Raw genomic sequence first — 25,711 nt, forward strand, 5'->3', positions numbered from 1 at the left:
GTCAACGCGGTCCAGGAATTTCTCTATCGGTATTCAAGCGAATGTCTTGCGCCTCAAGATAAAGCAGCTGGGCGGCGTCGGCGAAAGCAGCATTGCGTTCAGCGTTCTCAGTGAAAATCCCGCTATCCGGCGCGACGAGAACAAATTCGCCACCATCGTCTCCATCAGCCCACGCCGTTCAAAGCCTAGGCTCTCGACGGAGGGAGAAGCGAACGCTTATGTAAAGCGAAGGGCACCGGCGCCCGGCACTCGACCCTGCCTCAGTTCGCAGTGTTTCGCACAACGTTCGACATTGCTGTCGTTTCCGTGCATGCTGGTCCTCAGGCGTCAAAGCATCAGACACTTTCCCGCCTAGAGGTCATTGCTTCTCCCATCACTCTCTGGCAATGACCTCGCCGAAATCCAGGTCCGGCGGCTCGTCACTGCTCCGCCGCACAGAGATCGCCTCACAAGTCCAAGGCCTAACCCGCCGCATGAGTGAGGCGATCTCACGCGCCGGGCGTCTTGAATCGGCACGTGATCTTCGAAGGATTTTCTACGGTGATTCTTGCGTGGCCGCTTTGCCACGGTTTGGGCCGGTTGATGTCGGATCCAGGGGCCATTCGAGAACCCTCCCCTGAACGGTGCGGACGACCTCAGCCGAAAGGCTTCGTTGCCTCGCGCGCCGCTTTGAGTCGCTCGGTCTTACGGCGACGGGCCTCTGCTTCGGCCTCTATCGCCGCAATGGCAACGCGATGCGTCTCTTCTTCGCGCGATCGCCGCTCGGCCCTTGTTATCGCATTTCGGTGACGGATTTTGGGTGGATCGTCTTGCTCACTCATGCGCGCATAACTGCGTCGGATCGAGGACAAGGCAACAGTCTCGTCCGATAGCGTACAAGACCCGGTTCCAGACATCGCTCAGCCAGCAATTCCAGTCACCAGCTCCATTGATGCCAGAATGCACTGAACAACAGCGAGGCCGCCGGAGCTTCCAACATCGGATTCGTCTTGGGTCGTTGAAACCCGCGCTCGGCGGGCTATGCGAGCATTGACTAATGCTGTGTGCAGCGACATGGAGCAGACCCACAATTCGCGAAGATGGACATGACCACTTACCGCTCTACAGGCCGGCACATCCCACACTCAGACGATGGCGCCTCTGATGTCGATGTCTTCGCAGAGATCACGTGCCTCCTCGAAGCCTTGACGGGCTTCTTGGAGCACCACGTCGTCAAGACGTTGAAAGGTCCCGAACCGGCGCTCGTTGTTTGCCGCCGGGCAGATGGCGAACCGGTTCCGCATGCTTGGCTGAAGCAAGAACCAGGCACCGGGCGTCTCTACAGAGACTTCGCGGTGCGAAGTGGCTCCACCAGGACCGTAGGATCAGCACGACAGGTCTTTCGCGACCCTTATGATGCAGCCCATCACCTGACGTCCCTCATGCAAATTCCATCGCCTCGCATGAGTACTTAGCGATGGAAGGCGCATAGCTGCTATGCGCCAGCTTATCTTTCTCCACCTGAGGCGAGCCTATAATGAGCAGGCCCTTCGAGACGCCTGCTGCATCGCGCGGCTTTCGCGTTTTCGAGCAACACGTGTGGGCGCTCCCCGTCTTCGGGTTGAGCGCCCTACTTGTATTTCATCAGCACCGACGCGGTTCGTCAGGCACCCGTCCAAACAAATCAGCCGATAATCCTGTTCGCCCAGCAGGTCCGACGTCCTTCATGATAAGGTCCGCAATTAGGTAGCAAATGCCATCCCTCGCCTGACTTGAGCCGCTTGATGCCGTTGCACGGATCGACCTTCGCCTCGCCCACCTCGATGGCCCACGCATAGAGAGCGCTGATCGCCGTGACGATGTTGTTGGCAGCCTCCGGACTGTCGATCCGCGTGTCTCGAATAGCAGTCACATGCTTTCTCTCGAGGAGTTCGAAAGGCTTGTCGCCATGCTTGATGCAAATGGCGCCGGCGACTCATCGGCTCGCTTGAAATACTGCTGGCAGAGCCAACGGAACGACCGCGCGACAACGGGCTTGGCCGAGTCCGCGATGACTGAAGCGTCGCTATAGGGGATGCCCTTTTCGGCGCATGCATATTCGCGCAGAAACGCGGCCGTGCCCTGCTTCTCGCGAAGCTGGACCTTCTTCCTTCCTTTGACACCGAAATAGAAGCGTACTTCGACTAGGCCGTCCTGGCGGCTCCTCGTTGCCAAGTGCGGAAGTTCAATGTAAGACTTTATGTCAGATATCAGCCTTTCTGTCAGCACTAGATCCAACGTTGGACTTTATGTCGATTTCTCCGTCGCAGTGCAGAGCCGCTCGTGCCCTATTGGAATTAGACCAAAACGAGCTCGCAGCTCGCGCTTCCGTATCGCGTGGCGTGATTATCGATTTCGAGAAAGGCCGGCGGACGCCTGGCGCAAATAACCTCGCTGCTATAGCGCGCGCCCTTCAAGCTGCTGGCGTCACCTTCATTGACGGTACTTACAGCGGAAGCGGCGGGCCTGGTGTCCGTCTTTTCGCGCCGGCCGGTGCCTCTATCGACACCAACGAAGACGAGACTATCCAATACAAGGACATGTTTGAGAACGACGCGCATCCCGGTGCCGGCGGATGAACCACACACCCAAAGCCACCACTGACCTCCTAGCATCCGCCAAGACTGTCCACGACCGGTATCTAGTCGGCCGCATGGAGCGCGAGACGGTCCGCGAGTGGGCAAGCCGCCTCGGCTTATATCCCGAGCCGCAAGGCGCACGGGTCAAGGCCGTTGCAGACTGGTTCCACGCCAACAAGAACGACGACGTCGACGACGAGATAAAGCGGAAGGATCTGGCCGTGCTGGCTGCTCTCATTGCGGAATGAGGCATCCCTCACACGATTGCGTCTGTATCGTGAAGCGCAGCAGTACGCTGGATGTCGCTCGGAATAAAAAGCCCGCCGCCGGGGGTGGCAACGGGCTTCTAGGGTATCATGCCTTTGGTCTTCGTGTCGGGACATCTCACCTTCTCGACACAGACACGATAAGGCAACATGGTTGAAACAGTTACGGAACCATCCCTGCCCTTCCCCAGTTCTTCCACCAACTCAAACTCCTGGAGGAAGACAATGGCTAAGGACGATCTGACAACCGGCTTCACCGGAACCCCCACTGAGCCGCCGACAGGCGTTCGCAAAGTGGCATCTGACGCTGTGGACGCTGTCCGCCGCGAGACGAGCGCAGTGGCTGCCGGCGCAGCCGAACATCCGCACACAGCAACTGGCCTCGCGCTGACGGTCGGCGCAATCGGCCTGTGCATCGGCTACATTCTCGGCCGCAATTCTGCGGCATCGGACTACGATTATCGCCGCTATTGGCGCTGATATCTGTGTAGGTGGCGGACGGCCCTGGGCAAACGCGCGCCGCAGACACCGGTGTGTCGCCACGCCCACCAACTGAGGGACCAGAAAGCCCGCTGAGCAACCAACTCGGCCGGCTTTCTGCGTTACCGGCCGAACACCCAAAAAAATCGGTGGGTTGTTTATCGCGCCGCTAAACACGTCCTCAAGTTGCTGCTAGATCACAAGCAGGAATTGGGGAACATCATGAAGAAACTGGTTGTAATAGCGGCAAGCCTTGCCGTCCTGTCGTCGTGCACGCCTACGCCGCAAAAATACGCTGGCACGCTGACGGTCACCGATCCGAAATTCAACAGCGCGGAGTGCAAAGAGATCCGCCTGCAAGCGCTTAACTACGACGACAAGGTCGGCGGCCGCATGGCTATCGGCTTGGCATCTGGTATCTTGTTAGGGCCGTTCGGCCTTCCTCTCGCCGCTGCGGCGGATGCCAGCCAGGAGGAAAAGCGTAAGGCATTCGCCCGAGAGATGCACCTGCATTGTTCAAGCACGCCGCTACCGAAGAACCTTGAAGAAAAGCCGTCAAAGCCATCGGCCAAAAAGAGTTGAGCGCCGAATGATCTTCACCAAGCTAATCACCATTGCGGCGTGGATCGTCCTCGTTGGCAGCGTCCTGAGAATCATCACCGGCCTCGGCATCGCGACCGAGTTCCTGGGCCCGTACGAGGAAGCGCTGCGCCGATACGGCGGCACGGCGGCGAGCTCCGGAGCAATCATAGATCGAGGCGTTTATGGCTTCCTTGCCGCACTGATGCTCGGCACCCTGGGAGAAATCAGCAAGCGTAGGGAGAAGTAGGTTGCGCCCTTCGAGTTTGGGTGCGGATGGAGCGACGAGCGATAGCAATCGTAAGATTTAGCTATAGCCTACAAATCGATTTCCGCTACTGATTTCCTCAATCATTAGAGGAAATTCGATGCACAAAACCTTCGCAGCGGCAATCTTGGCGATCATGCTGCCGGTCGCCGCAAACGCCTGTAACATGGCCTATGCGTCCTGCCGCCATAATGACTCTCGTACCGACACCAACCGCTCGGACACGCCCAAGCCCAAACAGGCTAAGCCGGCGTACGGATGGCCCGGCCTGCACGTCGAAAGTGTTGGGGGCATGCGGGTTGTCGTCGATAGCCGCATTTCGGGTGGTGTTGGCGTGATTGTAGCCTACGACAACAACGGTCACCTCAAGGTTCGGGACCGAACAGGACGAATTTTTGTGTTGACCGATCCATCGAAGAGAGCTGCGCCCAAGCCCCATGTTCGAACGACCCTGGCTCGATCACTCCGAAGCGCGCCTGCCACCGATGTGCCAACCTCAATGGCAGACGATCGCAATCAGCAGACGACCGTACATACCGATGGCAGCTCGGCCTCGCCGACCGAAAGTGATGATGCAGGGCAGACCGGTTCGGCGGCCGATGGTGGCGTTAATGAAGCAGGCGCTGGCGCATCGGATCAGACTCCCGCCGCAAACGGCGATGCGGGCGCCTCGTCCGCACCGACGGAAGCCGCCGCGCACTAGTCTGTCTGGGTTGTTGAAAGCCGCTTGACCTGTCGAGGTGTAAGGACGAGCCCGCCGGCAAACACCGGCGAGCCCTTTGATGGCTAGGCCGACAACGGATCGATCTTACATCCGACAGCATCTGCTCAAGTCACCAAGCGGCGCTGCTCATACTCGCGTCAGCGCGGGCAATTGTCAGATCCAGGTGACCGCCGACGCAAGAGATCTGTTCGGCGTCAGGATCGGCTGGGTTCGGCCGCTTGCGAGCTCGCATATACTCGAACATGAACGGCCCGCACATCCCGAGCGATAACCAGTCTTGAGCTAGCATCTTCTCATGCAGCGGGTACTCGCCTGACCGAAGCCCAACGGCATCTTGTGCAGCACAAACGGCGCCGGCGCTCCGGTCTCTTCGAAAGTGGCGAAATACAGCGTCACGGGACGATAGGTGTCCGAAATCGCGCCGATGGCGATATTGACCGGGCTGTCGCTGGCGATGCCCTCCCCGCCTATCGTTGCAAGCGAGGTCTCCAAAACGGCCAGCGTGGCATCAACGGAGCCGGTTGCCTCTGCGGCGCCAGCCGATCGATCGCGGCAACCGAGCCGCTGCCGGTGATTGCCAGCGGTGCGAAAGCCGAAGCCCGAACCTTGCTGGTGATTTCGACGACAGTGCCATCTGGCAGGTAGCGCGCGCCGTCCGTCAGGATCTCCATGCGGTCTTTGTACGGTTTCAACGAGCCCCTCGATTTGCTGGCTGCTGGACGACTAGCTTTTCGAGGTTAGTTGCAGCCATTATTCGTCGTCCCGCCGGTTGCGGACCGAAAGTCTAGCCACGTCGAATAGGTCGGCTGGTTGCCCGTTGCTGTGTCTTCCATAGATTGTTCCTTGATTATTGGTCGTGGCCAAAAAAAAGCGGCGCCTGCCGGTTACGGGAGACGCCGCTGATGGCCTGCCGTGGACTTCCACGACTACAATCGCGCTACTTTCCGTGGTTTCGCACGGGCGCATTCCCAGTTTACGGGCAAGATCGATCGTCGGAATAACCGTGCCGCGCAGGTTGATGACGCCAAGAACCTCGGGCGACGTATGTGGCAACGGTGTCGAGGCTCCCCATCCGCGGATTTCGCGGACGGACGTCGTCTCGATGCAGAATGTTTGTGCGTCAAGCTGGAATGAGATGATGTCCAGCGTCGTCTGCTCATTCAGGTTCGTGCTCATGCTGGACATCAGAATTCCTCCCAGCTGTCGCCGCCCTTGTTCGCCAAGATCCTTCGGATCTTGAGAAAATGGTACGGAAACCCCACGAGCGCAGAGGTCTTTCCACAAAATTTTCGACGATGCGGTTTACGTCTGGAACACAGGTCAGTTCGAGTCACACCCGTGTTGCCGACGACAAACGAGACGCTCGTCCTTCAAAGGAAGGTACTCCTGAGTTCGATGATTGGGATGTCTGAAAGCTTCTCGAGCGGAGAACCGTAAGCCGTCAGTGCCTACCCGTCTCGGTAGTTTAGGCCGCCACAAAATCTCACAGTACTCTATCGGCCCGAGCCGATCGAAACCTACCTGTGAGAGTGTTTAGTTCTATAGCTCCCAAGTGCAATGCCCGGATTGATGCGATAGACCCTGTCGAAATCTTCGTCCGTAAAATTGCGGTAGGAATAGGAGGCATATTCCCTAAACAGGCTACGCAGATCCTGCCTGATCTGCCGGTTGACCCATTCGAGCAGGCCCGCTTTGAAAATGACAAAGACAGGATAGTATTTCGCCCTGAAAATCCGGTTCTCGGCAAATAGCTTCTCGGCATCCTCAAGTGCCTTGAACATTTCGAGGCGGCGCTCGTCAAACGTGTTGGTATGCTGCTCACGGCCGGGAACGAGCCGATGCGTGGTGAGGCTGGTATTGATGGCCAGGAACCTGCCGGCATTCATATAGGCAGCCCAATGCGGCAGGATGTCCTCGTTAATTCGCGCCGTCGAAAATTGCCAGTTCGTCGACCGGATGAATGACGTCCTAATGATCTCGTTCCAGGGATAGTTGATCGTCACCAGGAACTATGCGGCCTCATCCAGTTCGACAATGGCACTCTCACGATCGCCAAGCACGCCGTCCCATATGTTCTTGTCGACCGGCGGCATCCCTCCGGGGATTTCGTCGGCCGTTCTGAGGACGCTGTATCTGAAGGCAGCGACATCCACACCGGAGCTGTCCATCAGCGGCAGCACTGTATTGATGTCATCTTCGCCAAGAAGGTCGTCGGCATCATGGAACAGGCAATATTCGCTATCGACAAGCGCGAGCGCCCTGTTGCGGGCGCCCCGCGGCCGGTATTGGTTTCGCTTCGAAGCAGCCTGATGTTTTGATGGACATGCATGTATTGCTCGACGACTTCGCACGTATTGTCCGTTGACGCATCGTCAACGACGATGATGTCCATGTCGGCTTTGTTTCGGACCACACTCTCAAGCGTCTGCTCGACGCTGCCGGACTCGGCCATCTGCATGAGTCCGATCCGAAATAGACCTTCAGCCGGCTGGCTGCTTGGACCGACGATGATCGGGAACGGGCCCAGTGCTACGTTCGTCACGCACGCGCCGCCGCGCACGATATGTTTGGCCAAATAGCCGCGCTGGCCTCGGCATGAGAGATCAATGATATGCTCCTGGACCCGGGATTTGCCATCGTGCTTGTAACCTTTTTCTATGCATTTGCATTGTTGACTAATTGGGCGCGCTGGGTCGCGTCTTGTGCTTGAGGGCGACCGCTTCTTGCCACCGGATCGGGTCCTTCTTACACCACTTTCCACGTCCGGCAGCTTTCGGGCCGAATACATTCGCGCTCTGATACGGCGCGACTTGAAGAGCCGTGAAGAAGCCTGGGAAAGCCTGCAGAAGCAGCTTGGTCCGGCCATGCATGCCGATGACAGCGAATTTCTGTCCGTGACGGCAGAGGATGTGATCCACCATAATACGCAGCGCTGGTCATGGGGACTACCGCTTTTATCCCCGCGCAGACGCGGCCCAGGATAAGATCTGGCGCTACACTTTTGATAAATGGGGTGAAGCGCAGGTCACAGGCCATCACCTACATCACGGGCCTTCACCAGTATTTGAGACTGCTCTGCAGAAAGCGCAGGCTTTGGCGACGGCTGCCTCAGGCGCTTTACCCGAACGCGGATTAGCCTGACCGCCCCCGGCACCCAATTTTGTTCAAAATCCTGTTCACGAGATAGCCTTATGTCCAATCAAATGAACAATCCTTGACTGTCCACCGAGCTCATGGCACAATGTACAAAATTCTGGACGCGAGGAGAAGCCTCATGTCCACTCAAATGAACAAGCAGGTATAGCCGTGCCCCGTCAGAGAAGCTACTCCAGAGTCACGCACCAAGCGCTCGCCATGCTCGGCAAGCTGATCCGCGTCGGCCGGGCCGGGCGCGGCCTGACCGCGCAGGAACTGGCCGACCGCGCCGGCATCAGCCGCACGACCCTATCCAGCATCGAAAAAGGCGCTCCCGGCCCCGAGATCGGCATCGTTTTCGAGGTCGCTTCAATCGTCGGCGTGCGCTTGTTCGACTATGACGAGCGCATGCTTCAGATGCACAATGCCCGCCTTGACGAAAAACTGACCCTGCTGCCCAAGAGCGTCCGCCACGCCGTGAAGGAGGTCGATGATGACTTCTAAGGCGGACGCTACCGAAGCCTTTGTCTGGATGTGGCTGCCCGGGGCGACGGAACCAGTGGTCGCCGGCCGCCTCGACCAGGATGGCGAGCGCCTGCTCTTTACCTACGGCGCCAGCTACCGCCGCCGTAAGAGCGCCATCCCCATCTACGAGCCTGAACTGCCCCTTCAGGAGGGCGTCATTGCGCCCATCAACGGCCTGTCGATGGCGAGCTGCATTCGCGACGGCTCGCCGGATGCGTGGGGCCGCCGCGTCATCATCAACAGGCTGACGGGTAAGAAACCTGATGCTGCCGGCGTACCCGAGATCAGCGAGCTGACCTTCCTGCTCCAGTCAGGCTCCGACCGGATTGGCGCCCTCGATTTCCAGGCGTCGGCCACGGAGTATGTCCCCCGCCTTGCCGCACAGGCATCGCTTGACGAGCTCATGGAGGCAGCCGCCCTTATCGAAAAAGGCGTCCCCCTGACCCCGGCGCTCGACCAGGCCCTCAATCACGGCACGTCGATCGGCGGCGCGCGTCCCAAGGCGCTCATCGACGACGGCACAAGGAAATTCATCGCTAAATTCTCAGCCGCTAACGACACCTACAGCGTTGCGAAGGCCGAATTCATCGCGATGAAGCTGGCAGCCGCCTGCGGTCTTAACGCCGCGCCCGTGTCGATGACCAGCGCCGCCCATAAGGACGTGCTGCTGATCGAACGCTTTGACCGCACCCACACAAAGGACGGCTGGACGCGCCGCGCCATGGTCTCGGCCCTGACCATGCTGGGTCTCGATGAGATGATGGCCCGCTACGCTTCCTACGAAGACTTGGCCGCACTCATCCGCCACCGCTTCAGTAACCCCAAAGACACGCTCAGGGAACTCTACGGGCGGATTTGCTTCAACGTGCTGTGCGGCAATACCGACGACCACGCCCGCAACCACGCCGCCTTCTGGGACGGCAAGATGCTCACGCTCACGCCGGCCTATGACATCTGCCCGCAAGGCCGCACCGGCAGTGAAGCCACCCAAGCCATGCTCATCAAGGGCGAGGGCCGTGCCAGCACGCTCGCCACTCTGCTCGCTGCCGCGCCCGACTATCACCTGAAAGAGGCCCAAGCCGCCGCGCTCATCGAACAACAGATCATAACCATCGCCAAGCTCTGGCAAGAGATCTGCGATGAAGCAGACCTCAGCCCCGTCGACCGCAAGCTGTTCGCCGGACGCCAGTTTCTCAACAGCTACGCCCTTGAAGGACTCGCCAACCACAAGGCGCTGCAGGACGCCTTCCGCACCGCCCACAACGCGCTGCTCACAAGCGCAGGCGCCTGACGATGACAGCGCCAAAGCAGCTCAAAACACGCGCCCGGCCGGGAGCATTCCTCCGCTCCCTCGGCCATGCCTCATGGGCTGCCGAGCAGACCGCCTCCGGCATCACCTTCCTCGGCAGCCGCCGCCAGGCGCCGTTCTCATCATGGGCAGGCCCGGCGCAAATCACCGCATATCGGGGTTCACCACGATAGACGTACCGCTGGCCGCGGCCGGAGCGCAAGATTGGCGGGCGTCACGCCGCACAATGCCGCCGGCTTTATTTCTGCGGGCCAAAGAAGCCTTCCGCACCCACTTCCTCAGGCAATTCGAAGCGGCACAAGGCGAACTCACTGCGCTGTCCGAAGTGATAGCGCGCCTTGGCCAGCCCCGCCGCTACCCCGCCGCCTGCCTTCTCTCACCCTTCCTCTCGCGGGCCACAGCCATCATCAACGCTTTGCCAGCCACCATCCCTGACGGCGTCCTTTCAGAAGAGCCGCAACAGCTCATCGCCGTCCGGGCGTTCCAAGACATCCCGACGACGTACTCCGCGCTGCCATCGAGCGCATCATCGATTCAGACCTCGCCGGCATGAAAGGCGTCTTCGACACGATCGAGAAAAACCAGCTGACGCCGGAGCAGCGCCTTGTCGTCGTGACCGATGAGGAGGCAACACTCGTCCTCGCCGGCCCCGGCTCAGGCAAGACATCGTCGCCAACGCCTTTCCGCGCGCCGATCAACTGTCAGGCCATCTATAATCCTTCCCGTGGGCTGTGCGTGAAGCGCAGCCGGTCCTGCCATGCTTGCGCTATGCCAGGAGTTCGATTGAACGGGCGATTTTTCCGCTGTACTGCCCAAGCGATACGGGCAAGCTTGTTTGCAAGCGCCACTGCGCTGCGGATAGTCACAGACTGGACGCTACCCTGCCGTGACGGCTCGGTAATATCCTCCTTATCACGTCGTTCGGAACCAATCGCCAGGGTGGGCGTTTTTACGGCGCATTCAGCGGGGGCCATTTGATGAGTAGTCATTTCCAAACAAAATCAATTGCGACAGATCGAGATCGGCGGGTTTTCCGAGTACTCGACTTTGCTGCTCGACACGGACTGGACGAAAAGCAAGAGCGCGATCTTCTCGCATTGTTTGGACAATTTGCGACACTGCATGAACTACTGACCAACTGCCGTCTTCCCCATCGAATCCGATAGCCCCACTGGCGGCCGATCCTATTTTGTCATCGCGCCTGTGATGCTCCACGAACAAAGCGCTCTTACCTCGGAAACAACATGAGCAAACGTACGCTGTTTCAATTTTTCCACTGGTACTTGCCAGGCGAAGGCATTCTTTGGAATGAGGTAGCCGAGAAAGCTGGCGAACTTTCGGCGTTGGGCATTACCGACGTCTGGTTGCCGCCAGCTTACAAAGGCGCCTCCGGCGCAAAATCGGTCGGATACGACACCTACGATCTCTTCGACCTCGGCGAATTCGACCAGAAGGGAAGCGTCGCGACAAAATACGGCGACAGAAATGCACTTGAGAAAGCTTGCAAAGCCTTGAATGACCACGGCCTGCGTCCGATCCATGACGTCGTGCTGAACCACAAGATGGGAGCGGACGAGAAGGAGCGCGTCGTCGTCCGACGCGTGAATTCCGACGACCGGACACGGATCGAAGAAGACGATATTGAGGCCCTCGCCCATACCCGGTTCACGTTTCCGGGACGATCCGGCAAACACTCCGAGTTCATATGGGACAAGCAGTGTTTTAGCGGCGTCGACGTCATCGAAGAGCCCGATGAGACCGGAGTGTTCCGGCTTATGAACGCGTATGGCGAGGGTCAATGGAACGTTGAAGTCGATGACGAGCTGGGCAATTTCGACTATCTGATGGGCGCTGATGTCGAATTCCGCAACAGGGCTGTCTACGAGGAGCTGAAATACTGGGGCCGTTGGTTCTCCGAACAGGTTCCTGTATCGGGGTTCCGGTTGGATGCCGCGAAACATATCCCGGCATGGTTCTTCAAAGACTGGGTCGGCCATATGCGCGATACCGTCGGATCAGACTTGTTCGTGGTCGCTGAATACTGGCACCCCGAGATGGCGACGCTCGCAAACTATCTTGACCTCGTGGACAGTCAGCTGATGCTTTTTGACGTCGCGCTTCACCACCGCTTCCATGAGGCCTCCAAAGCGGGCGCAGAGTTCGACATGCGAACGATCTTCGACGGTTCACTCGTTTCCTCCATTCCCGAGCACGCGGTGACACTGGTCGACAATCACGACACGCAGCCTCTCCAGTCGCTCGAAGCGGCGGTTGAACCGTGGTTCAAGCCCCTGGCCTATGCCTTGATCCTCCTGCGCGAACAAGGAACGCCCTGCGTCTTCTATCCCGACTTATACGGTGCCAATTACAGCGATGCGGGAGACGACGGCAGCCACCAGGAGGTGCAGATGCCCCTGATCGGCTGCTTGCCGAGACTAATTGAGGCCCGAAGGCGGTTTGCCAACGGCGTTCAGATCGATCGCTTCGAAAGCCCCAACGTTATCGGTTTCGTCCGCCAGGGAACTGATACCGATCCCGGTTGCGCGGTGATCATGTCTAACGGTGACGCCGGAAATCTGTCTCTTGAGCTTGGTCCGGACCAGGCAAATATGGCGTTCGTCGACTTTCTCGGTCATCACGATGCTGAGGTGACTACGGATCGACACGGTCGCGGCGATTTCCCCACAAACGGTGGAAGCGTTAGTGTCTGGGTGTGCCGGGACGGCCTTTAGGACACAAGATCAGCCCCCTCACCCTTGCAAACGTCTGTTTACACGCCCTCCAGGAAATGGCGGATGCGACGGAATCATCCGCCACTGGGGGGCGGCGGTGGAGCCGGCGAGGCGTGTCCCTGTTCGACGTTAAGCTCCTCTATGAGAACGGAGGGCTCACCGACGAGCTCTTCCGCACATTCTTTGTCCTGTTGCCAGCTCTCTCCGCCCGGCGCACGAACTGCTCCGGCCGTCACTCAGCAGTCTCGATAAGACCTGCGCCCGCGAATTCGTCGGCATGAAAACCATACCCTTCACTCCCGACGATCTCATCGAAACGAAGGATTGCCTGATCGCTGATGTCGGCGCCCGCCTCGTCGCGACTGCCCAACGATTCCTGACGACGTTACATGACGGCGATCCGGACATTGAAGCCATCGCCTTGCGATAGGCGGCAGAACGTCCCGCTGTGCGCTGGAAGCTGCTGAACCTGAAGAAGCTCGGTTCCGAAACCTTGACACGCACAAGGCGCAATGGGAAGAGCTCGGTAAGCTCCTTACCCTGAAGAAGAAGGAGAAACAGATGCCGACAATGGAGCCTTCGACAAAGCAGCGGCGCAGGGCAGAGGCCGCGACCTGCTTCGTTTCGACGGGGTGCTCGGCGGCGGAAGCGCTGCTGGCGCGCCCGCGCGCCGTACCGCAAGGTTTTATAGCGGCTTGCCATTGTCGGAAAGCCGTTCAGCGACAAGCGGAACACCACCGCGCTGCAGGCGGCAGAAGACTGGCGGCGCCGGCATCCGGCCCGGGTGTCTGCGCTCTCGTCTCAATCGCGTGAACGCCGGAACAAACTGGATTCCGCAAGGTTTATCCGCGGCGGGCAAGGCCCCGCTCAGGTGAGGACCATGACATATTCAACTTCAGGAATTCCAATTCAGCGCTACAGCGCGTCGCTGCGCGCCATCCCACTGCATTTCGCCGCCGCGTGTTTCACCGGCGCTTTGATCACAGACATCGCCTATTCGCAGACAGCGGAGATGACTTGGGCGAATTTCTCGGCCTGGCTGCTGACGGCCGGTTTGCTGCTTGGCGGGCTAGCTCTGCTTGCGGGCCTTGTCGATCTCGCACGCGGCCGTTTCCGCCTTGCGGGTGGGGCGGCGTTGCTTTACGTGCTCGGCAACATTGCCGTATTCGTCGTCTCGCTCTTCAACGCCTTCGTCCATAGCCGCGACGCCTGGACCTCCGTTGTTCCGACAGGCCTGGCGCTGTCGGTGATCGCCTTCGTGCTGATGATCGTCGTCGCCGTCTGTGGATCGATCACAGAACGGCGCATAGCGGGAGGATATTGAGATGACCATGCACTCCGTTGCGCGCCACGCGATTCCCGCTGCGGTCCTGCTTGCCTCCACCGCACTGCTCCTTGCCGGATGCAGCGGCGACGAGCCTGATCCTGGCAGCGAAATTGGCCCCAATCCGAAGTTGCCGGAGCAATCGCAATATCTCATCCCGCCGATGCATGTGGCAAAGGTCGTCGGCTGGAAGGATGGCGAGACGCCGAAGGTCGCAAGCGGGCTGAAGATCCAGGCGCTCGCTTCCGGCCTCAAGCATCCCCGCTCGGTCTATACGCTCCCGAACGGCGATATCCTAGCCGTCGAATCTGTCGCACCGCCGGAGGCATCCGCCAAGCGCCCCAAAGACCTCATTATGGGCTTCGTCCAGTCATTCGCGACGGGGGGAAGCGGTGGTGGAAACGAGGCGAGCAACCGCATCACGCTCCTGAGGGACGCCGATGGCGACGGTGTCGCCGAGGTTCATGACGTTTTCCTCGATCACCTCAACTCGCCTTTCGGCGTCGTCCTTGTCGGCAATGATCTCTACGTCGCCAACACGGATGCGATCGTGCGCTATCCCTATGTACCCGGCGAAACCAAGATCAACGATCCCGGCATAGTTCTGACCGAACTGCCCGGCGGGCCGATCGACCATCACTGGACGAAGAGCCTGACGGCCAACGAGGACGGTTCTCTGCTCTATGTCGGGGTCGGCTCGAACAGCAATATCACCGAGAATGGCATTCAGGCCGAAAAGGATCGCGCTGCGATCTGGGAAGTGGACCGGCAGACCGGCCGCCATCGCATCTATGCAAGTGGCCTGCGTAATCCGAACGGGCTGAGCATCGAGCCGCAGACCAAGGCCTTGTGGACGGTGGTCAACGAGCGAGACGAACTCGGGCCGAATCTGGTGCCGGACTATATGACCTCGGTGAAGGACGGCGCGTTCTACGGATGGCCCTACAGCTACTACGGCCAGAATGTCGATCCGCGCGTCATGCCGCAGCGGCCGGATATGGTTGCCAAGGCGATCGCGCCCGATTATGCGCTGAGCTCGCATGTGGCGCCGCTCGGTATGGCTTTCAGCAAGGGTACCAGCCTGCCGCAGGACTATGCCAGCGGCGCCTTCGTCGGTGAGCATGGAAGCTGGAACCGCAACGCCTTCAACGGCTACAAGGTGGTCTTCGTGCCCTTCAATGGCGGCAAGCCTGACGGTTCGCCCAAGGATGTGGTGACTGGTTTCCTCGATGACCAAGAGCAGGCCCGCGGCCGCCCGGTTGGCGTGGCACTCGATAAATCGGGGGCGCTGCTGGTTGCCGATGATGTCGGCAATACCGTCTGGCGCGTTTCCGCGCAATAGCAGTCTTCAGCCGGGCTTTGCCGCCCGGCTGCATCAGCTTCAATTGGTGTTTATGGCATCGAGATCGGCAATCAGGCCAGGGCCGGATGGGTGACTGGTAAGTTGTCTCGATGCGCGGCCCGCGCCATTTCCTGGCTGGTTCATCTGCTATCGGCAACAACGGCAGGTGGCACCGGCTCTTCGAGCATTTATCGATGCGGTCCGGGAAGGAGCGGCGATGGGGCGGACAGAGTTGGAGATTTGGACGCTGCCGGCTGAACAGACAACTACACAATCAGTGCGGTTCGAGCCATCTCAGATGCCACCGAAAGCGCCCATGAACTGCGCCGCTATCCGATCACCAAATGCCACGCGGAAAGCCACATCAGCGCTGAAAGCTCGAATGAAACAATGATGGCTGCAGCAGCGTCGCTTATGCTCATGTCGATCCCTCCGCAGCGTCCTCCAACGCCATGGAAAAAGCTTAGTACACAATCAGTTTGATGCAATGGAACTGCCGTTGCGTAAAAGTAAATTTTCCACGGTTCAAGACGTCGCGGCGGTCCTGGCTCCCTGCTCTTCGGCAACGTTGTTATTTGCAGTTACCCTACTTTCTTCTCGCCGCTTGCTCAGGACGTGTTTAATCACCATCGCGCCCACGACCGCGAAGATGGCCGCTTGAAGAACAAGATATACCGTCAGAACCCACCAAAGCATGCTTTGCACTCCGTTGACGCTAAGGGAGATGGGATAGCTATTCCGTGCGCCTATCGGACTTAGGTCCGATTTAAATCGCAAACGCTACACCTCTAATCCATGCCTATTGGCGACAATGGTGGGTGAGCGGTTCTGAAGCTGGCGGGATCAGGTGCGGCATACCGGCCAATATGTACCATAGCGAACCATCGGTTGCTGGCCTTCGCCCTAAGGGTAACCTATACGGCATGACGAATCGCGCCAAGTTCCTGCTTCTGGCAACCGCGATTTCGCTCCTGATGTGGGGCGGGATCATCGGAGGAGGCATCTTGCTTCTGTCAGACGGCGTGGATCACACCTTCACGGCCGGCACCAGATAATCCAGCTGCAGTGCAGCCAGAAGGCTGCTTAATTAAAAACGCTGACACTGAACGATAAGGCGACGGCGCCCAGGGCCAGTACCGTGAGGAAGAGCGTAAAGACCGCCAGCCTCAGGCCTTTCGGCTGATCAGAATATAAGCGAGGTCGGTCCGAATTCGAAGTATCGATACCGCGAGCCCCATGCCGGTAGAGGTGATGATCAGTGCCTTCCTCATTGGTGTGAGCATCCATTCGGCTAGCCATCTTGAAGATACTCGACCTCTTGCTCGACGTTGATGAAAAAATCATCGAGCACCCACATGCCGATCAGTGTGAAAAGAACGATGGCGGCCGCCCACGACAGGCGCATGTAAAGAGGCATTGCTTCCATGGCGCGAACATGCCGGTGAACCCGGTGAACCGCAATTTGCTATATGGACTACATCCTATGGCTAGATGAGATTTTCTGGCCCGCCATATCATCGCGGCTCAACGCGATAAAGCCCGCGTCCTGTCACGGTTGCGGGCTTTAAAGCGGATGGGTCGATCCAGATGGCAGGCCGGTCTCGAGTCGCCCTGCCGAGAGCCAAATGCTTATAATGATGCGGCTTTTGTGTGGCCCCACCGGTGGTCGTCAATCAGATTATTAAGAGATTTTCCCCGAGCGCTTGACGCTTCGCCTCAGCGTATTCACGGCGATACCTACCTGCAGACCTCCTGGAAAAGGAGCGCGGTCCTCACGGAATCAAAGGGCGCGATCATCTCGGAACAAAGCTGCGGCTTCATCGAAATCGGCACTCGGCCGTGTTCACCAGCGCGAGTAGCCCACTTAACTGCACTTTGGGTCGACGAGATCTTCCGCCGCCGCAGGATGGCGAGGCAACGAAGTCATGACATTGGCTAGGATGTAGATGCCCCTTGTGCCATCGGGGTGTTCACCGCCGATAACTCCGATTGTCACACCCTTCATGTTGCGCGCCGCCCCCGGGATCTCGCTTGCGACGACCTGAACCGGATTGACGCTAGCTAGTCCGTCGCCGGGAACGAAAAGTGCCCAGTAGAGCTGTCCTTCCAGCTTCAGCTTCAGGCGCTCGAACCGCACGGCGCTAATGGTCGACCTGGCGAGAGCGTTTTTTACGCGTGGCTTCACACATCCGATATGAATGTGCAGATGGTCTTGTGTGCGGAAGATTGCGGCATTGATCGCCAGTGCCGCGTCGTCCCAAGCCTGCCGCGTTGCGGGAATGCCAAGCGATCTCTCTTGCCACGCCATAGCGAAGTAATTGGGAGTGGCAGGATCCAAAAGCCGCGGGTCCTCTATAGCGCTTAGCGCCGAAAGCGGTGTGAAGATTGTGCGCTCGCCAGCCGTCGGCTCACGCAGGACGGCGTATGAGGACAGCGGCACCTTCCCCTCCACTACCTTAAGACAGGGAAACGCTCCTCCCGACAGCTCGTAGCTGACCTCGCAAGTCTTGAGCACGATCCCGAGTGCCGCCCGGCTCGAGAACGACATACTCCCGACCGCGACGAGCGTCAGCGCAATTGTAAGAGGCAGAAGTCGGAACGTCATGAGGTTGCCGAGTAAGTTTGTGAAATGACCACCACCGATCCAAAGAGCTGGTCGCCTGAAGCTCTTATCGTGGGAACGGCCAATGTCCAATCTCAAATTCGTGACGTCGATCCGGATACCGGTTTCGGTAGTCTCTTCCGCGGTTGACAGCCTGGTAATATTATAACTTGCCTCTTCATAAGGAGATTGGGAACGCAAGCGCACGTTCCTATTGAGCCGCAGGAGGCAAAGCTTCCGAGCGATCGGCGCGTGTTCACGATCATCTTTCATCGCTGCGAGGCATGGAAGGACAAGGCAGCGTTGATAGCGCTATCCGGGACACGCTGCGTCAGCGCGTTTGCCATCGAGAGAAGATATTCAGGCCATGAGGTCAGCAACGTTGAGTTTCACCGCAGGTGGCGTCGTCGGCAAGACGGCACTTCCCAACCGAGGCTCATAACCCGCCCTTGATCCCAACGTTGCCTATTATTCACATACGGCCAAAAGGGGACGATCAGGCGGTGGCGTCGGTAGAAATTGGTAACCACTCGGATGATCGAGCCGCCCCCAGGCTGGACGATATCTCGGCATCGTGGTTGAATCTGGATGGCGGCTTTCAGACCAACCGCCTCCCCTGATACCCATCAGCTTGAGACCCGCTGGCACACGCCAGCGGGTCTTTTGGTTCGCTGATTGGGGCGGTGGAAGCCGGTCTAGAGCCGAGCGGCTGAAAAGAGCGCCCTTATCATCATCATCCTGGACGGGAGCGCCAAAAGGATGGGGTAGTCCAACGCATCGGCGGCGTTCCCCGGCCATGTCAGCTTTTTCATGCGAGACCGCCGTTTGCCTCGTTACCGTTGGATTGGTCTACAAGGAATCAATCTGGCTTTCCGACTTCAGCGCCGCTGAATCGGCCTTATGCAGCGTGGCTGCAGCTTTCGAGAAGAATGATGGTGCCGATCATGCCTCATCCCCATTTGCTGACAACGGCGCGTATTTTTTAATATGAGCCAGGTGCGGCATCTCGCGGAACCAGGCGCTATCATCCGCAGCGTCAAAGCCAGCGGAGGACAATAATTGTTGCGAATACCGCCGGACCTTGCCCTTGTCGTCCAACTTGAACTTGCCGGTTCTCTCATTGTAAACCGCAAGCCATTCAGCGTGCAGATCCGGATACGGGTGCTTTACAACGCAGCAATCGTTGTGATCGCGATCATAAATGGATGGGACCTTAACGACGTCGGTCATGGAACGCCTCCTACAACTGAGGTTTCTTGAGATGGACGAAATGATGTTTGTATAGGCTGCGAAGGTCGCTATCACCGGACAAAACGCCGAGATCAATTTGCTCTATCCAGATCTGCGAAAGCTTCATCTTATGCCGGAGCAGGGTAATTTTGGTGTCATTGCTCATGTTCTCTCGATCGAACTTTCACCTGATGCTTCGAATTTTGTGCGACCTAATCGCAGAGATGAACTGGCAATACTCCGTGAGCTGTTCGATCGGCAAATTGGTAAAGCTGGGGGCCATTTTCTATCACGTTATTTGATGGTTGTACGCTGACGAGGTTTCGCATCCTGCCGGCGAGCTTCGAGCCGCTGCAATTCTGCCTCGATGGTCTTTCTGATGAATTCCGAGCGCCTGTTCGTTCCGACGGCGGCGTCGATGCGCTCCTTCTGACCGGCGAAAAGCCGGACCATAAGCTGTTCCAGATCCATTTTTGGTCTGCCACGATGCGTCATGCTCGTGAAATATTCTTGATTGTTTACCGTGTCAAAACCCACTTCTCGCGGATCACATCTGATACGCCGAATGATGGCGGCGAAGCGCCCTTCGTTACGGCCTTTAGTCTCCTTGCCCGTCGGTTCGTCATCCTCCAATGCGGCCAAGCCACGCTCCGTAAGCCCATGGTCGGCGTCGATCTACCCCGCCGAAAGCAGAGCCGCGAACAGAAGTTTGACTCGGGCCCGCGTTTTCCTGCGAGCATTTCCAGCATCTCTATCTCCTGATCAATCGGCATATGACTTATCGAGGATCGCGAAGTGTACGTCACCTTCACGGTCGGAAGGGACAAAGGGCTGCGGCGGTGGGCTAGTCCGGTGAATGACTGTCACGGACGCATCACGCCAAAGGCTTCATTCCTGATATATTAGCCATGTGCTGGGAAGTCACATTAGAGGATTGAATGAGGCGCCCCTTTGTTCATCATCTTGAAGTCTGTGCGAAGCTGGCCCGCAGCAAAGGTGGCAGCTTACTGGGTCCCTAAGCCGTTGGCCGATGCTCGAGCCAAAGCTGCGGAAATCACAGGAGCAGCGCGCGAACGCCGCGAGTTCTTGCGGGGCCCGCTGCACTGATGCATCGGGTTTCATTGGCTGAAGAAACCGCGCACAGATGATGATGGCACGGTCGGATGCAAACTTATGGGCATGGCCGTGTCAGCCGGCTTTGCAAACGCCTGCTACAAAAAGCCCATATCGCAGTTCCGTTGACGCTCATCATCACGCGGGAACTGGGATCGCCGCAAGTGGTTCGAAACATTGCAAATCAGCAAAAGGAAACAGGAGCGCCATTCGCTCAATCGAAGGTCCGCCAATGGTCTGACGCCTGCTCAGACTGAAGTCTTATATGAGATTTCTTGTGGAACCTAAAAACCTGACAATCATTTTATTGCGGTCTGAACACTTGAGGTAAGGCCCCATGAAGAAAATTATTCTTGCTGTCGCTGTCGCTTTCTCGTCCATTATTGCGGTCCCGGCAGCTTCTTATGCTGACACCGTCGTCATTCGCACTGATGACGGTCCTCGACTGCATCGCGGCTGGGAACGTGGCCACCACCGTGGCTGGGATAATAATCGGAGAGCACGGCTGGTACGGGAAGATTATCGTCGACACCCGGCGGGTTGCTTCACGAAACGAGTTGTAACCTATCGGGATGGCGAGCGAGTTTCGCGGACGACCAAGGTTTGCCGCTAACCGAAGCCAAGTTGGCCTCACGGAGCCGGGGAGTAATCAAACTCTCCGGCTCCCGTCGTTTTACGAATAGCATGCAGGGCTGGCGGGGTGGCGAACATCTTCACGGGAACTTATGCACCTTTGCATGTTATCCACCACGACAAGCCTCCAGTTGGCGGCGCTGGAGTTCGAAATCGGAGCGATCTTAGACCAATTTGACGGTGTCAATGCTGTCCAGGCACTTGCCGTCGGCTGATTGGGTGGCTTCCTGATGAAATGCACCGGGTACCGCTTCCATCAGGAGGACGACCTCGCTCCCACGGGCACCGCAAGTGCAGTGGACAACGGTCATATCACTTTGTGCCGGCAGTGAATCCGTAGTCGGTTCCGTCGCTCAACATCCAGACCGCGCCGGAAATAATGCCGCCCCACATGAGGAGCGACAGGCAGATCGCCAATATCAAGGGACAGCCAAAAATTCTCATCGTCAAACTCAGGATGCTTCCTGGCGCCTACACGTTTCCCAATGGTCGAGCTGCGCCCAGCTCGGCGGATAGCAACGGCCTGCCCCGCCGAAGCGGCTCCTGAAATGTTCGAGCTCCAGCGGTTGCCTGTTCACGACCTTATCGATCAACGTTTCGAATGCGGCGACAGCGCCCTGGGCATATGGCCGGGCATGTCGAAGCCCCAGGACGGCTCCGGTTATTGGTTGGTCCCCCTTCAAGGATAAGAGCTGATCGAACGCTTCCCATGGTGGCTTGTGCTTCGTCAGGGTTCGACCTTAGGTCGAGTAGGGACCAGCCGTTCGCCCAGCGCATGACTTTATGATCCCAACGAGGGCCGTGAGAACCAGGACGACGAAGGCCTGGGCAAACCTTGACAGCTGTCAATGTTTGAGCGAAGCCCGATGACAGCTCGATACCAGCAAACACCGGGCGGATGCAGAAAACCCGTTCAGGTGATACAGATAACGTCTGTGCTGGAAAGCCCATGATGGGACTGGATTTCGACCCGGCCTGGCTAACAAAGTGAAACCCACATGACACCACACCTTTCCCTTCCGCGCGACCGAATCTCCGTCCTTCTCCTTGAGGGCATCAGCCAGAGCGCCGTGGATTATTTTTCGACCAGCGGCTACACGAACCTTGTTCATTTGCCCAAGGCACTCGACGATGCCGAGCTCAAAAGACATATCGCCGAGGCCCACATCATCGGCATCCGGTCTCGCACGCAGCTGACCGAAAAGATTTTTGACGCCGCCAAGAAACTCATCGCCGTTGGCTGCTTTTCTGTCGGTACGAACCAGGTCGATCTTGAAGCTGCTCGCCGGCGCGGGATCCCGGTATTCAACGCGCCCTATTCAAATACCCGCTCGGTCGCAGAGCTCGTCATTGGCGAAATCATCATGTTGACCCGGCAGATCTTCCCGCGTTCAGCGTCCGCGCATCAGGGCGGCTGGGAGAAATCGGCTGTCGGCAGCCGCGAGGTCCGTGGAAAGACCCTCGGCATCGTCGGCTACGGCAACATTGGTTCGCAACTGAGCGCCCTGGCCGAGAGCATGGGAATGGTCGTACGCTATTTCGACCTTTCAGACCGGCTGCGTCGCGGAAACTCGGAATCGATGGCTTCACTCGGCGAACTGCTTGAGATCTCTGACTATGTGACGATGCATGTCCCTGAGACCGCATCGACCAACAACATGATTTCCGAACCGGAACTGCGTCGCATGAAGAAAGGCGCAATCTTCATCAATAACTCGCGGGGAACCGTGGTCGATCTCGAGGCACTCGCAAGGGTTCTCAAGGACGGTCATCTTGCGGGTGCCGCCATCGACGTTTTTCCCAGGGAGCCGGCATCCAACAGTGAGCGTTTCGAAACACCCCTGCAGGGTCTCAGTAATGTCATTCTCACGCCGCATATCGGCGGCTCGACCGAGGAGGCCCAGGAGCGCATCGGCGGCGAAGTGTCGAGGAAGCTGGTCGAGTATTCCGATATCGGTTCGACCATGGGTGCTGTAAACTTCCCGCAGGTTCAGTTACCCGAGCGCCCAAATGGCACCCGCTTCATGCACGTTCACGAAAATCGCCCCGGGATCCTTATCCAGCTGAATGAGATCTTTGCCTCGCGCGGGTTGAACATCGTCGCCGAGTTTCTGCAAACCCACGGTGATACCGGCTATGTCGTCATCGAAGCCGAAGGCGCTTCCAAGACGGCGGACGAGATCCTCCATGCGCTGCGCGCGATACCAGGAACAATACGGACGAGACTGGTCTACTAACAGCGCAAGCGATTGCGGCCGGCTACCCCGATGGCAGCGCCAGCGCCCTCCGTCACAATATTCGTTATGGAGAGCCGGGCGTCTAGGTCCTGTGAAGCCCGTCATTCGGTCCGCCTGGAGCGATCGTGGAAGCTGCCGGCCTGCCTGGACGATGGATGGCGGAACGATCCAGTCCTAGAGTAGGACGCTGTTTTGCAACGCAGCTTTGACCTTCCAGGCTCACGAGTATCCGGGCGTCAAGCGAAAGGCTGCGAACCCAGCAACAGGTAGCAAGGCTCGGGTTTGGGTCCCGAGCCCTTTCGCCTATTTCGCAGTCTTGATCTTGTTGACCTCTTCGGCGCTCAGCTCGCCGACGGTCGTCACTTCACCATTGCTGATCTTCCAGAGACGAAAAGGACCGGTAATATCACCGTACGGGTCGAAGCTGACTGGACCGATGACCCCCTCATACTTCACAGGTTTGCCCTCCTTGATGAGCTGCAGGGCCTTGGCAAATTCTTCCTTTCCCGCATGGATCGGCGTACCGCCATCGGCCACCACTTCCGGCATCGCAGCCTTGATGGCGGCGGCATCCGCTTTGCCCGCCTTGGCAATGGCGAGTGCGACGATCGCACCGGCATCGTAGGAGCGGTCGGCAGCCGGAGCAGAAGGCGAGATGCCGCCGGAGAAGGCTTCATAGTTGCCGTTGAAATATTCCGTGGACGCCGTCGGACTGGTGCCGGAGGAGGTGCCATAGGCGTTCTCCAGATACTGAGCGCCGACGCTCTCGATGAAGTCCTTGGAGTTCATGCCGTCGTTTAGCAGGAATGTCTGCTTGCCGCCGCCGGAAACCCAGGCGCGAGCAATGGTGGCTCCATCCACAGGCGTACTGACGAGATAGAGTGCGTCGGGGTCGCCGGCCATAGCAGCGCTGGCTTCCGAGGTGTAGCTCGATTGCTTCTCGTTATAGGGCGTAGTCGAGGTTATCGTGCCACCGAGCTTTTGATAGGCCGTGGCAAACTCCTTGACCATGTTTACGCCGAAATCGTTGTTGACGTTGATGATGGCGATCCTCTTCAAGCCCTGATCCATGGCAAACTTTGCGGCCGCCGTACCTTGCAGAGCATCCGAGGTGATGGTGCGGAAAAACACGCCGTTCGTCTTGCCGCTACGGCCGAGCTCGGTCAGCGTCGGTGACGAGGATGCGGGCGATACCTGCACGACGCCGGCCGGCGCCGTCACCGATGTCAGGATTGGAATCGAGACCGAGGAGATGATGCCACCGATGATGACGGGAACCTTCTTGATATTGACGAGCTGTGTGGCTTGATCAACGGCAACGTTGCCCTGGCTCTGGCTGTCGCGGGTGTCCGCTACAATCTTACAACCATTGATGCCACCGGCATCGTTGAAGTCACGGAAAGCCATCTCGACGGATTTTGCACCCGCCTGGCCATATTCACCGGCCGGACCGGTCAGCTCCATGACCAGGCCGACGGTAATGTCGCAGTCGGCGGCAAATGTCGGCACCGTGGACGCAGCAAGCGCCGCGACCATGGCGGAAAGCAGGACTGTCGTTCTCATTTTTGTTCCCCTTTGTTGAGATTGTACTTCATGATGCTGCCGTGGCGGCCTTCCCTGTCCCGCTCCAACGCATAGACGTCGCCCTCGATCGGTTTTGATTGCGCGAGGATCGCATCGATTTCGGCCATATCGCCTTGGCTGAGCGCGGTATCGGCTATGGCGAGATTTGAACGCAAGTGATCCCTGTTGCGAGCGCCGACGATCACGGCCGCGACCCCGGGCTTGGTCAGCATGGCGGCGCTCGCGATGGTCGCGATATCGGTGCCGTGCCGGTCGGCAATGCGGCGCAACGTTGAAAGCAGGGCCTGGAACAAATCCCATCCCCCGAAATCATCGATGATAAGCTTGTATTTCGTGAGCGATCGGTTTTCGAGCGGGTGCTCCGGCTCGCTTTGGCCGAGCCATCGATCACCGAGGAAGCCGCCGGCCACCGTGCCATAGCAAAGCAAGGCGAAACTCTTCTCCTGAGAAAGAGCCACCATGCGCTTTTCCGGACGCCGGTCGAGCAGCGAGTATTGCAACTGAAGCGAGGTGAAGGGCACGCCAGAGCCAATAATCTCATGAACGTGTTCGGTGTCGAAGTTCGTGCCACTGATCTTGCCGATCTTGCCGGCCTCGTGCAGTTCCTTCAGCCAGCCTGCTGTTTGCAACCAGCCCTCGATATCACAGGCCCACCAGTGGAACTGAACGAGGTCGAGGCAATCGAGGTTGAGCCGTTTGCGCGAGGTGTCGATGACGCCCTCGACATAAGCCTTGCTGATCCTTGGCAGCATGGCAAGATCCGGCACGAACTTGGTGTGGACGCGAATACGCGACAGCGCCTCTTGCCCGCGCAGGTTCCCATAGCTAACGCGGAAGCGGCCGATCAGCTCTTCGACGCCGGTATAGATGTCGGCGCAGTCGAACGTGGTGATGCCGGCATCGGCAAAGGCGATCATGTCCTCGACGGCACTGTCGCCATCGATTGCGCCATGCCCGCCCGCCAGCTGCCAGCCGCCGCGAATGACGCGGGAGATTTCATAATCGGGGGCGATGGCGATGCGCTGCATGTC

The 25,711-nt window shown here is 58.4% G+C and carries 24 protein-coding genes and 2 pseudogenes; 15 read left to right on the plus strand and 11 right to left on the minus strand.

The window, feature by feature from the left end; all coding sequences use genetic code 11:
• Positions 1-1,663: 1,663 nt before the first annotated feature.
• Entirely contained in the window at positions 1,664-1,891 is a 228-nt protein-coding gene (locus ACODR6_RS23030) for a hypothetical protein (protein WP_199629760.1), read from the minus strand.
• Between the two features lie 376 nt (positions 1,892-2,267).
• Between ACODR6_RS23030 and ACODR6_RS23035 the strand changes: the two genes are divergently transcribed.
• The 6 genes from ACODR6_RS23035 (at position 2,268) to ACODR6_RS23060 (ending at position 4,893) form a co-directional block, all read left to right on the plus strand.
• Positions 2,268-2,597 carry a helix-turn-helix transcriptional regulator gene (locus ACODR6_RS23035; RefSeq protein WP_203431637.1) on the plus strand — a complete coding sequence of 110 codons (330 nt, stop codon included), beginning with the start codon at positions 2,268-2,270 and terminating at the stop codon, positions 2,595-2,597.
• A complete protein-coding gene (locus tag ACODR6_RS23040; protein ID WP_203431275.1) occupies positions 2,594-2,845 on the plus strand; it encodes a hypothetical protein in 252 nt (83 codons plus the stop codon). The genes ACODR6_RS23035 and ACODR6_RS23040 overlap by 4 nt, the downstream gene beginning before the upstream one ends.
• Positions 2,846-3,088: 243 nt before the next feature.
• Positions 3,089-3,343, plus strand: coding sequence for a hypothetical protein (locus tag ACODR6_RS23045; protein ID WP_203431276.1), 255 nt, complete (start codon positions 3,089-3,091; stop codon positions 3,341-3,343).
• Positions 3,344-3,565: 222 nt separating this feature from the next.
• Positions 3,566-3,925 carry a hypothetical protein gene (locus tag ACODR6_RS23050; protein ID WP_203431277.1) on the plus strand — a complete coding sequence of 120 codons (360 nt, stop codon included), beginning with the start codon at positions 3,566-3,568 and terminating at the stop codon, positions 3,923-3,925.
• Positions 3,926-3,932: 7 nt separating this feature from the next.
• Positions 3,933-4,172 (plus strand): hypothetical protein, encoded by a 240-nt coding sequence (locus tag ACODR6_RS23055; RefSeq protein ID WP_199629764.1) that lies wholly within the window; start codon positions 3,933-3,935, stop codon positions 4,170-4,172.
• Positions 4,173-4,290: 118 nt separating this feature from the next.
• Complete coding sequence (locus ACODR6_RS23060) at positions 4,291-4,893, plus strand: hypothetical protein (RefSeq protein WP_203431278.1); 603 nt, start codon at positions 4,291-4,293, stop codon at positions 4,891-4,893.
• 303 nt (positions 4,894-5,196) lie between these two features.
• Here the strand turns inward: ACODR6_RS23060 and ACODR6_RS23065 are convergent, their stop codons facing one another.
• Both ACODR6_RS23065 and ACODR6_RS23070 read right to left on the minus strand, forming a co-directional pair.
• Positions 5,197-5,406 carry a hypothetical protein gene (locus tag ACODR6_RS23065; RefSeq protein WP_199629766.1) on the minus strand — a complete coding sequence of 70 codons (210 nt, stop codon included), beginning with the start codon at positions 5,404-5,406 and terminating at the stop codon, positions 5,197-5,199.
• Positions 5,407-5,664: 258 nt separating this feature from the next.
• Positions 5,665-6,099 (minus strand): chemotaxis protein CheW, encoded by a 435-nt coding sequence (locus tag ACODR6_RS23070; RefSeq protein ID WP_203431279.1) that lies wholly within the window; start codon positions 6,097-6,099, stop codon positions 5,665-5,667.
• A gap of 27 nt (positions 6,100-6,126) precedes the next feature.
• Between ACODR6_RS23070 and ACODR6_RS23075 the strand changes: the two are divergent.
• Positions 6,127-6,244, plus strand: a pseudogene (locus ACODR6_RS23075) (conjugal transfer protein TraH); the annotation flags it as partial.
• A gap of 187 nt (positions 6,245-6,431) precedes the next feature.
• Here the strand turns inward: ACODR6_RS23075 and ACODR6_RS23080 are convergent.
• Positions 6,432-6,917 carry a hypothetical protein gene (locus ACODR6_RS23080; protein ID WP_246777683.1) on the minus strand — a complete coding sequence of 162 codons (486 nt, stop codon included), beginning with the start codon at positions 6,915-6,917 and terminating at the stop codon, positions 6,432-6,434.
• Positions 6,918-6,923: 6 nt separating this feature from the next.
• Positions 6,924-7,780 (minus strand): annotated as a pseudogene (locus ACODR6_RS23085) (glycosyltransferase family 2 protein).
• A 488-nt stretch (positions 7,781-8,268) separates the two neighbouring features.
• On the opposite strand from ACODR6_RS23085, the gene ACODR6_RS23090 reads away from it, so the two are divergent.
• From ACODR6_RS23090 to ACODR6_RS23120, 7 genes are all read left to right on the plus strand, one after another.
• Positions 8,269-8,553, plus strand: a complete 285-nt coding sequence (locus tag ACODR6_RS23090) for a helix-turn-helix transcriptional regulator (protein ID WP_199629768.1) — start codon at positions 8,269-8,271, stop codon at positions 8,551-8,553.
• Positions 8,543-9,865: a type II toxin-antitoxin system HipA family toxin gene (locus tag ACODR6_RS23095; RefSeq protein ID WP_199629801.1), complete on the plus strand. Its 1,323-nt coding sequence runs from the start codon at positions 8,543-8,545 to the stop codon at positions 9,863-9,865. The genes ACODR6_RS23090 and ACODR6_RS23095 overlap by 11 nt, the downstream gene beginning before the upstream one ends.
• Before the next feature lie 142 nt (positions 9,866-10,007).
• Positions 10,008-10,436, plus strand: coding sequence for a hypothetical protein (locus tag ACODR6_RS23100; protein ID WP_203431280.1), 429 nt, complete (start codon positions 10,008-10,010; stop codon positions 10,434-10,436).
• 691 nt (positions 10,437-11,127) lie between these two features.
• Complete coding sequence (gene amyA / locus ACODR6_RS23105) at positions 11,128-12,615, plus strand: alpha-amylase (RefSeq protein WP_199629770.1); 1,488 nt, start codon at positions 11,128-11,130, stop codon at positions 12,613-12,615.
• A gap of 277 nt (positions 12,616-12,892) precedes the next feature.
• Entirely contained in the window at positions 12,893-13,045 is a 153-nt protein-coding gene (locus ACODR6_RS23110) for a hypothetical protein (protein WP_199629771.1), read from the plus strand.
• A 450-nt stretch (positions 13,046-13,495) separates the two neighbouring features.
• On the plus strand, positions 13,496-13,939 hold the full coding sequence (locus ACODR6_RS23115; protein ID WP_199629772.1) for a DUF2231 domain-containing protein: 444 nt from the start codon (positions 13,496-13,498) through the stop codon (positions 13,937-13,939).
• A gap of 7 nt (positions 13,940-13,946) precedes the next feature.
• Positions 13,947-15,281, plus strand: coding sequence for a PQQ-dependent sugar dehydrogenase (locus tag ACODR6_RS23120; RefSeq protein WP_199629802.1), 1,335 nt, complete (start codon positions 13,947-13,949; stop codon positions 15,279-15,281).
• 1,291 nt (positions 15,282-16,572) lie between these two features.
• On the opposite strand, the gene ACODR6_RS23125 is transcribed toward ACODR6_RS23120, so the two are convergent.
• The 4 genes from ACODR6_RS23125 to ACODR6_RS23140 form a co-directional block, all read right to left on the minus strand.
• The gene (locus ACODR6_RS23125) at positions 16,573-16,707 is read right to left on the minus strand and encodes a hypothetical protein (RefSeq protein ID WP_489024646.1); all 135 of its coding nucleotides are present in this window, start codon (positions 16,705-16,707) and stop codon (positions 16,573-16,575) included.
• A gap of 438 nt (positions 16,708-17,145) precedes the next feature.
• The gene (locus tag ACODR6_RS23130; RefSeq protein ID WP_203431281.1) at positions 17,146-18,084 is read right to left on the minus strand and encodes a CDP-diacylglycerol diphosphatase; all 939 of its coding nucleotides are present in this window, start codon (positions 18,082-18,084) and stop codon (positions 17,146-17,148) included.
• 741 nt (positions 18,085-18,825) lie between these two features.
• Positions 18,826-19,113 (minus strand): hypothetical protein, encoded by a 288-nt coding sequence (locus tag ACODR6_RS23135; RefSeq protein WP_199629773.1) that lies wholly within the window; start codon positions 19,111-19,113, stop codon positions 18,826-18,828.
• A gap of 294 nt (positions 19,114-19,407) precedes the next feature.
• A complete protein-coding gene (locus ACODR6_RS23140) occupies positions 19,408-19,755 on the minus strand; it encodes a hypothetical protein (RefSeq protein ID WP_246777685.1) in 348 nt (115 codons plus the stop codon).
• 2,102 nt (positions 19,756-21,857) lie between these two features.
• On the opposite strand from ACODR6_RS23140, the gene serA reads away from it, so the two are divergent.
• Positions 21,858-23,096, plus strand: a complete 1,239-nt coding sequence (gene serA, locus ACODR6_RS23145) for a phosphoglycerate dehydrogenase (protein WP_203431282.1) — start codon at positions 21,858-21,860, stop codon at positions 23,094-23,096.
• A 303-nt stretch (positions 23,097-23,399) separates the two neighbouring features.
• Here the strand turns inward: serA and ACODR6_RS23150 are convergent, their stop codons facing one another.
• Together ACODR6_RS23150 and ACODR6_RS23155 are read right to left on the minus strand one after the other, a co-directional pair.
• On the minus strand, positions 23,400-24,632 hold the full coding sequence (locus tag ACODR6_RS23150) for an ABC transporter substrate-binding protein (RefSeq protein WP_449100014.1): 1,233 nt from the start codon (positions 24,630-24,632) through the stop codon (positions 23,400-23,402).
• Between the two features lie 23 nt (positions 24,633-24,655).
• The gene (locus ACODR6_RS23155) at positions 24,656-25,708 is read right to left on the minus strand and encodes an aldo/keto reductase (RefSeq protein WP_203431284.1); all 1,053 of its coding nucleotides are present in this window, start codon (positions 25,706-25,708) and stop codon (positions 24,656-24,658) included.
• Positions 25,709-25,711 lie beyond the last annotated feature (3 nt).

The sequence above is a fragment of the Rhizobium sp. FG96 genome (assembly GCF_057808655.1).